Below are 6434 nucleotides of genomic sequence, written 5' to 3' on the forward strand. Positions count from 1 at the left end.
CCCCGGTGGTTGCGCCGGAACCGGAGCCGGAACCCGAACCCCAGGCAATTGCCCCGGAACCCGAACCGGAACCCGAACCGCCCGCTCCGGCGACCAAACCGGACGCAGCGAATGCGGTTTACGAGTACCTGAAAGCCGCCCAAGGGGCACGGTTGGCCCAGATTGAAGCCGCCCTAGGGGCCAGTCGGGTGCAAACGGTCAATGCCCTGCGATCGCTGATTGAACAAGGGATGGTTACCCAGCGCGATCGTACTTACTACATCAACGGAGGAGCTGCGTGACTACGATTCTGCAAGCCCGATCGCGGGGATTTGTGACCACACCATCGATCGAACGGTTAGTTACCCGCGCCCTACGGTACCTACAATCCGGCTTTTCGGTGCACCTACGCGGTCCTGCTGGCACCGGCAAAACCACCCTCGCCATGCATTTAGCCGACTTACTCGGTCGTCCGATCATGCTGGTATTTGGGGATGACGAGTTTAAGACCTCTGACCTGATCGGCAACCAATCGGGCTATACCCGCAAAAAGGTAGTTGATAACTATATTCATAGCGTCGTCAAACTGGAAGACGAGTTGCGCCAAACCTGGGTGGATGCCCGTTTGACCCTGGCCTGCCGGGAAGGGTTTACCCTCGTCTATGATGAGTTCAATCGTTCACGGCCCGAAGTGAACAATGTGCTGCTGTCGGCGTTGGAGGAGAAGCTGTTGGTGTTGCCACCCACGGCCCAGCGCAGCGAGTATGTGCGGGTGAACCCCCACTTTCGGGGCATTTTCACCTCCAACCCAGAGGAATACTGTGGTGTCCACGGGACCCAGGATGCCCTGATGGACCGGCTGGTGACGATCAGCGTGCCGGAACCGGATGAACTGACCCAGCAAGAGATTCTGGTGCAAAAGGTGGGCCTCGATCGCCCCGGTGCCGCCACGATCGTGCAACTGGTAAAAGCCTTCCGAACCCAGGCCAAGGTGGAAAAATCCTCCGGCTTGCGTTCCTGCCTGATGATTGCCAAGGTGTGCCACGAGCATCACATTCCCGTAACGCCCCTGAGTGCTGACTTCCGGGATGTGTGTGGTGATATCCTGCTCTCGCGAACTGCCCTCGCGTTTGAAGACGCAACCACGCTCCTCTGGCAATTTCTCAATGAGTTAGCGGTACAGGAAACCGGTCCCGTGCGGGTGTCGGGTCGTTCCCCCGAACTGGAAGCCCCCCAGGAGCCAGGGTTGGCACTGGTACACATGGAGGGCGAGGAGGAGGACCTGGCGGAGGGCCTGAAGGAAGACCTGGGTGGGGTGGGGGGAAAAACCCTGACCGCTCCCCTCGCTGCCGATCTAGAGCCAGCAGCGCCAGAGCCAGCAGCGATTATGAAGCCCCCCGCCAAGGGGAAGGGGACTTCCCCCGCAACGAAGGGGGCGGCGGCTATCCCCGCCGTACTGGAACCGATCGCTGGAACTGAGGGGGTTACCTTGGATGGGGCGATCGCACCGACGGTGACTGAGCCAGAAGCCGCGCCAGAAACCGCACCAGAAGCCGATCTAGAGATTACGCCAGAGGTTGAGCCAGCGGCTGTCCCTGATTACCCCCAGGCTGTTTATGACTACCTGATCCAACAACGGGAGGCCCGCTTGACGGATATCGAGAAAGCGTTGAAACTCAGCCGCGTCCAAGTGGTTGATGCCATTCGCACCCTGTTGGAAACGGACCTGATCTTGAAACATCGGGATGGGTCAGAGACGAGGGAGGGGGGAAAAACCCGATACCGTGTTAATGTTGCCCCAGAGGATGCTGAGACGTGAGCACCGTGACCCAAGCACGATCGACCACCGCCGCCCCGCGTACCATTGCCACCGCTACCCAAGGCTCGACCCTAGCGGACATTTTGGAGCGGGTACTGGATAAGGGGATTGTGATTGCGGGAGATATCTCGGTATCCGTAGGTTCGACCGAGTTGCTGAGTATTCGCATTCGCCTCCTGGTAGCCTCGGTCGATAAGGCGCGGGAGATGGGGATTAACTGGTGGGAAGGTGACCCCTTCCTCAGCCATCAAAACCAAACCCTCCTCGCGGAAAATCAGGCGTTGCAGCAGCGCTTAGCCGCCCTCGAAGCTCAGCTTGCGGCATTGCAGCAGGCCAGTGGGACGCCATTGCCAGCAGCACAGGCAACAGAAGGCACGATCGCTGAGTCTGGTACGGCTAAACCGCCACCATCGGGCAAGTAAATCGGGTGCTGGTATCTTGGTTTTAGGCTGTTGTAAGTTGGCAAATCTAGAAACTCCTATGATCACAGTAAAAACCCTGCGTCATGTGGCCAATGCCCGTGTGCTTCCCAGTTTTCGATCGTGCCCCAGTTGGCGGCGCTTAGACACCCGTAGCAGCGATCGCGCCCGGATGGCGGCAGGTATGGCCCAAGCCCTCGCCCACGAGGCCCGTCGGCAGTGGTGTCAATTGAATTGGCAACAGCGAGTTAATAATTAGGAGAGAAGCGAGAAGCGAGAAGCGAGAAGCGAGAAGCGAGAAGCGAGAAGCGAGAAGCGAGAAGCGAGAAGCGAGAAATAATCGGCCCAAGGCACCCACTAACCCACTACTCCCTAAATCCGAGGTCCCCCTATGAGTGCTAAAAATCCCCCCATTCCCTCAGAAACCTATCGGCAAATGTTAGTACGTGATGGCGAACGCCGGTTTCAGGAATGGCATGGGAGTTTTCTGCGCCACCAACAGGAATTTCGGGCCTCTGTATCCACGCCCCGTGATCGCTATATTCCCTCGGAAACCTATCGCCAAATGTTGGTACGGGATGGAGAGCAGCGCTTTAAAGAATGGCACAACAACTATCTCAACTACCAAAAGCAATATCTGGCTGAATTAGCCGCGAGTCGTCGCTCCTAAGCCCCATGAATGCTTCCCTGAATTTATCAGAATCTACCACCCTGGCCACGCCCCGTAAAAATCAGGAGGCAGGCTTAGCGCCCCTGTTGTTAACAGTTGTCGAACTCATCCGGCAACTGATGGAGGCGCAAGTCATTCGGCGCATGGAGGCTGGTTTATTGTCCGATGCGGATCTCGATCGGGCGGCAGATAGTCTGCGGCAATTGGAAAATCAAGTCATCCAACTCTGTGAAATTTTTGAAATTGATCCGGCAGATTTGAATATTGATTTGGGTGAGGTGGGATCGCTCTTGCCCAAAGAAAACGGCTACTATCCCGGCGAAACGAGCGATCGTCCTTCGCTGTTAGAATTACTCGATCGTCTTCTCCATATGGGTGTTGTCTTGGAGGGAGATGTTGATTTAGGGCTAGCCGAACTGAGTTTAATCCACGCCAAACTCCGGCTAGTTTTAACGTCCCGGCCCTGATTGACTGACAAAAGAGGTCATGGGTTAGGCCGTTGCGTATCTACTGAAGTTCTGCATTTGCAGTGACAAGGTATCGCAGGGGTTAGCTCATCAATTGTTGGCGCAAGTTGCGAAGTACAACACCTGTGCCTTACCTTGGGCATGATTGAGCCAGGGGTTCGATACCGTTTGAGGAGCTTCTGAACAAAGCTTTTCGTGACCATAAAGCGAGTTGCTAACTGTTGTTGCGAGATTGGCTCCGATTCATAGACATCAATAATCTTCTGGCGAAATTCAGGCGAATGAGCTTTCATTGATGCTGTACCTTAAGGTGGTTTCCTTTGCGGATATTGCACCTTATTAGCCTGGAAAAGGCTATAGTAGCCTCTAAAACTTAAACTCCCAACATAAAGATCAATAAGAAATAGGCACAAAAGGAAACTAGCGAGGAATAGGTTTAGGCCAATTTTTCTTGTTATTGGGTTAATCATTGTCTTTTCCTTCTGACACCAGCAAGAAAGTAATCGGTAAAGAGAAAATTAAGATCAGTAGCAAATAAAGGCAAAGTATAAATTGATCGGGTAGAAACTCACCTCCATTTATAAGAAGTGATAGAGGGAAAATAACCATAGCAGGAATAGTAGCGAACAAAGCAGCAAATATACCTGTTTGAAGGTTCTTCTCCAGGGTTTCTACAAAGATACTCTTCTTATGAAGATAGGTAGAAACTAAGCCTGATAAAAGTCCCATTGTAACTATACCTAGTGTTATCCAAATGAAGTTCAATGGATTTTGTGACCAAGATGGAGTGGCAGCAATTAAGTAGATCATAGACTTCCAGGGTAGATAACCTCATAGATGTGTTTCACAGTTTTAGGAGTTGCAAAGGTTCCCACTTAATCGAACGTAACTTAAGGACGCCTCTATTTATTATTTTTTCTACTTACACAATGAGACTGAAAGTCCGATTGTTTCGTTGAGAATTATCAACAACTTGTGGGTTATGCTCAGTAGCCATGAATTAATGAAGATGCCCTTAAAGATGTGGCATAACGACAAAGTTGAGCCGCCGCAGACAACTTCTGATTCTCACAAATATTCCTGATACGGTCGGCTCCAAAGCAGTGTTAGGCGGCGACCTCGACATAGGCTGATGAAGTGGTGGGCTGTGGAATCTCTAACCCTTCCAACTTCAACCCATCCAGATGGAACTCTACCGCCTCACGCATATTTTGTTCAACTTCTTCACGGGTTGCCCCAGTCGAGACACATCCCGGTAGGTCTGGAGAATAGGCGGAATATCCAGTTTCTGTCTGCTCAATTACGATAAGATACTGCATCATTTCAGACCTGCTTGTTTCAAGATGCTATCCAACGTTCCTGGAGCCAGATCATCGCCCGGTTTTCCTGGTACAGTGACTAAACCCCGCTTGCTGGAATGTTTATACTGACGGTGACTACCTCGTATCCGAGTCAGATACCAACCATCTTGCTCGATTAGTTTGATGACATCCCTAACTTTCATGCCCTAAGCTTAGAAAAAGAGCAGGGACTTGTCAACACAACACTTGTATCTTGTGATTCGCAGTGCATCACTGACTATCACTCTCATCTTTTTGCTTGAGTCGATCGATTACTGCAATAAACTTACAGGTAACCCAGCAGCTTAACTATGTATTCAACGTCAGATCTGATGGATAAGCCCGGCTATTGGGATCTTATCATGCAGATTCGTTTGATAATACCTAGGTGTAGGGTGTTATCCGTCGCTTCTAAATGATAACACCTAAGATTCGGGTGTTATCCGTCCATAAAAGACAATGTAGTCAAAACGACTACGCCTTGCCGATCGCCCTTTTCCTCCCAACCCACCCTAGCGATCGTGGCCACAGTCACCGTCCTGAGTGCGATCGCACGTTTGGTCAGCGCTAGCAAGGAAGAAAAATACTGCTTTTCCTGTCGTCAACTTATCCAAGTCGATGGGCGATCGCACACTTACGACTAGCCCGATCGCGGTTCAGCACAGGGGCGATCGTGCTGCAATGGTCCTTTTGGTGATCAATAGCTAGACCACAATAGTCTTCTAATAGAGCGGTATAACGTTCCGGTTGAGCGGCTGCAATTAACCTTTGCATCTACACCAAGATCTCTTGTCAGTGTGCTCCAACCGGGTTGTTATGCCGCGTTGTCTGCTAATTTGAGCGAGAGCAGCACTTAACTACCCCTTGCATTACAAGATTTGTTAGATTAAACTAAGTTTGTTGACTTAGTTTGATAAAAGCATGGAAACTGTCAATATCCATCAAGCCAAAACAAATCTCTCACGCCTGTTGTCTCGTGTAGAACTTGGAGAAGAGATTATTATTTCAAACCGAGGCATCCCAATTGCAAAGTTGGTTCCGTTCCATACCTCATCCAATCGACGAGCTAGTTTAGGGCTGGATCAAGGTCGTTTTACAGTGCCAGATGACTTTGATGCCTCTTTACCTGAAGAGATCTTGGCAGCATTTGAGGGTAGTGAAGAGTGAAGCTCCTGTTGGATACTCAATGCTGGTTATGGTGGTTCGTCCAACCAGAGCGGTTGAGTGAAGAAGCAATTACACACATTGCTGATGAAACAAACGAATTGTGGTTCTCGGTTGCTAGTATCTGGGAAATAGGTATCAAAGTCGCAATTGGAAAGTTACCATTGCAAGAACCACCAGATAGCTATATTTCTAGCCGTATGGGGCAGTTGGGTGTAAGGTCGCTAGAAATTACAGCAACTCATGCTTTAAGAGCATCTGCATTGCCTCTACATCATCGAGATCCATTTGACCGAATGTTGATTGCCCAGGCACAGTTGGAAAACATGACGATTGTCAGTGCTGATGCAATATTCAAGCAGTATAGCGATGTTTCAATTCTTTGGTCTGCCAATTCGTGAAAATTGATCGTTTCTAACCCACAACCATATTAGTCAGAAGTGTTGAATCCAGATATAAAACTTTACACTTTAGGGTGCGAGAGTCATACAAGCGTTTCTGGAAGCAAATCGTAGCTCCAATGGACGAGCGAACAGCGACGGCTGAGTTCTAGTTGCAAATAGCGAAACTTGTCAA

At 50.5% G+C, this 6434-nt stretch carries 12 protein-coding genes and 1 pseudogene; 9 read left to right on the top strand and 4 right to left on the bottom strand.

Annotation, left to right across the window (positions count from 1 at the left end; genetic code table 11):
- From ACWIUF_RS06285 to ACWIUF_RS06310, 6 genes and pseudogenes are all read left to right on the top strand, one after another.
- Positions 1–281 (top strand): annotated as a pseudogene (locus ACWIUF_RS06285) (hypothetical protein); the annotation flags it as partial.
- Positions 278–1798 (top strand): gas vesicle protein GvpN, encoded by a 1521-nt coding sequence (gene gvpN / locus ACWIUF_RS06290; protein WP_448571436.1) that lies wholly within the window; start codon positions 278–280, stop codon positions 1796–1798. The pseudogene ACWIUF_RS06285 and the gene gvpN, both read left to right, overlap by 4 nt.
- Positions 1799–1803: 5 nt before the next feature.
- Complete coding sequence (locus ACWIUF_RS06295) at positions 1804–2220, top strand: gas vesicle protein (RefSeq protein ID WP_448571437.1); 417 nt, start codon at positions 1804–1806, stop codon at positions 2218–2220.
- A gap of 58 nt (positions 2221–2278) precedes the next feature.
- Complete coding sequence (locus tag ACWIUF_RS06300) at positions 2279–2476, top strand: hypothetical protein (RefSeq protein ID WP_448571438.1); 198 nt, start codon at positions 2279–2281, stop codon at positions 2474–2476.
- Between the two features lie 132 nt (positions 2477–2608).
- A complete protein-coding gene (locus ACWIUF_RS06305; protein WP_448571439.1) occupies positions 2609–2887 on the top strand; it encodes a hypothetical protein in 279 nt (92 codons plus the stop codon).
- A 5-nt stretch (positions 2888–2892) separates the two neighbouring features.
- On the top strand, positions 2893–3354 hold the full coding sequence (locus tag ACWIUF_RS06310; protein WP_448571440.1) for a gas vesicle protein K: 462 nt from the start codon (positions 2893–2895) through the stop codon (positions 3352–3354).
- A 462-nt stretch (positions 3355–3816) separates the two neighbouring features.
- Here ACWIUF_RS06310 and ACWIUF_RS06315 read toward each other — a convergent pair whose 3' ends face one another.
- The 3 genes from ACWIUF_RS06315 to ACWIUF_RS06325 form a co-directional block, all read right to left on the bottom strand.
- Positions 3817–4164 (bottom strand): hypothetical protein, encoded by a 348-nt coding sequence (locus ACWIUF_RS06315; RefSeq protein WP_448571441.1) that lies wholly within the window; start codon positions 4162–4164, stop codon positions 3817–3819.
- A gap of 296 nt (positions 4165–4460) precedes the next feature.
- Positions 4461–4676 carry a type II toxin-antitoxin system HicB family antitoxin gene (locus ACWIUF_RS06320; protein ID WP_448571442.1) on the bottom strand — a complete coding sequence of 72 codons (216 nt, stop codon included), beginning with the start codon at positions 4674–4676 and terminating at the stop codon, positions 4461–4463.
- Positions 4673–4858 carry a type II toxin-antitoxin system HicA family toxin gene (locus ACWIUF_RS06325; protein ID WP_448571443.1) on the bottom strand — a complete coding sequence of 62 codons (186 nt, stop codon included), beginning with the start codon at positions 4856–4858 and terminating at the stop codon, positions 4673–4675. Before ACWIUF_RS06325 ends, ACWIUF_RS06320 begins: the two co-directional genes overlap by 4 nt.
- 251 nt (positions 4859–5109) lie before the next feature.
- Between ACWIUF_RS06325 and ACWIUF_RS06330 the strand changes: the two genes are divergently transcribed.
- On the top strand, positions 5110–5265 hold the full coding sequence (locus tag ACWIUF_RS06330) for a hypothetical protein (protein WP_448571444.1): 156 nt from the start codon (positions 5110–5112) through the stop codon (positions 5263–5265).
- A gap of 35 nt (positions 5266–5300) precedes the next feature.
- Here the strand turns inward: ACWIUF_RS06330 and ACWIUF_RS06335 are convergent, their stop codons facing one another.
- Positions 5301–5468, bottom strand: a complete 168-nt coding sequence (locus ACWIUF_RS06335) for a hypothetical protein (protein ID WP_448571445.1) — start codon at positions 5466–5468, stop codon at positions 5301–5303.
- Between the two features lie 147 nt (positions 5469–5615).
- Here ACWIUF_RS06335 and ACWIUF_RS06340 point away from each other — a divergent pair, with 147 nt between their 5' ends.
- Together ACWIUF_RS06340 and ACWIUF_RS06345 are read left to right on the top strand one after the other, a co-directional pair.
- Positions 5616–5861, top strand: a complete 246-nt coding sequence (locus ACWIUF_RS06340) for a type II toxin-antitoxin system Phd/YefM family antitoxin (RefSeq protein ID WP_448571446.1) — start codon at positions 5616–5618, stop codon at positions 5859–5861.
- Entirely contained in the window at positions 5858–6259 is a 402-nt protein-coding gene (locus ACWIUF_RS06345) for a type II toxin-antitoxin system VapC family toxin (RefSeq protein ID WP_448571447.1), read from the top strand. The genes ACWIUF_RS06340 and ACWIUF_RS06345 overlap by 4 nt, the downstream gene beginning before the upstream one ends.
- The last annotated feature ends 175 nt before the right edge of the window (positions 6260–6434 follow it).

This window comes from Trichothermofontia sp. (assembly GCF_053493415.1).

What these genes read in the sequence shown, in the direction of transcription:
- ACWIUF_RS06300 (WP_448571438.1), top strand. Translation starts at nt 2,279, where the DNA reads ATGATCACAGTAAAAACCCTGCGTCATGTGGCCAATGCCCGTGTGCTT.
- ACWIUF_RS06305 (WP_448571439.1), top strand. Translation starts at nt 2,609, where the DNA reads ATGAGTGCTAAAAATCCCCCCATTCCCTCAGAAACCTATCGGCAAATG.
- ACWIUF_RS06310 (WP_448571440.1), top strand. Translation starts at nt 2,893, where the DNA reads ATGAATGCTTCCCTGAATTTATCAGAATCTACCACCCTGGCCACGCCC.
- ACWIUF_RS06315 (WP_448571441.1), bottom strand. Translation starts at nt 4,164, where the DNA reads ATGATCTACTTAATTGCTGCCACTCCATCTTGGTCACAAAATCCATTG.
- ACWIUF_RS06320 (WP_448571442.1), bottom strand. Translation starts at nt 4,676, where the DNA reads ATGATGCAGTATCTTATCGTAATTGAGCAGACAGAAACTGGATATTCC.
- ACWIUF_RS06325 (WP_448571443.1), bottom strand. Translation starts at nt 4,858, where the DNA reads ATGAAAGTTAGGGATGTCATCAAACTAATCGAGCAAGATGGTTGGTAT.
- ACWIUF_RS06330 (WP_448571444.1), top strand. Translation starts at nt 5,110, where the DNA reads ATGATAACACCTAAGATTCGGGTGTTATCCGTCCATAAAAGACAATGT.
- ACWIUF_RS06335 (WP_448571445.1), bottom strand. Translation starts at nt 5,468, where the DNA reads ATGCAAAGGTTAATTGCAGCCGCTCAACCGGAACGTTATACCGCTCTA.
- ACWIUF_RS06340 (WP_448571446.1), top strand. Translation starts at nt 5,616, where the DNA reads ATGGAAACTGTCAATATCCATCAAGCCAAAACAAATCTCTCACGCCTG.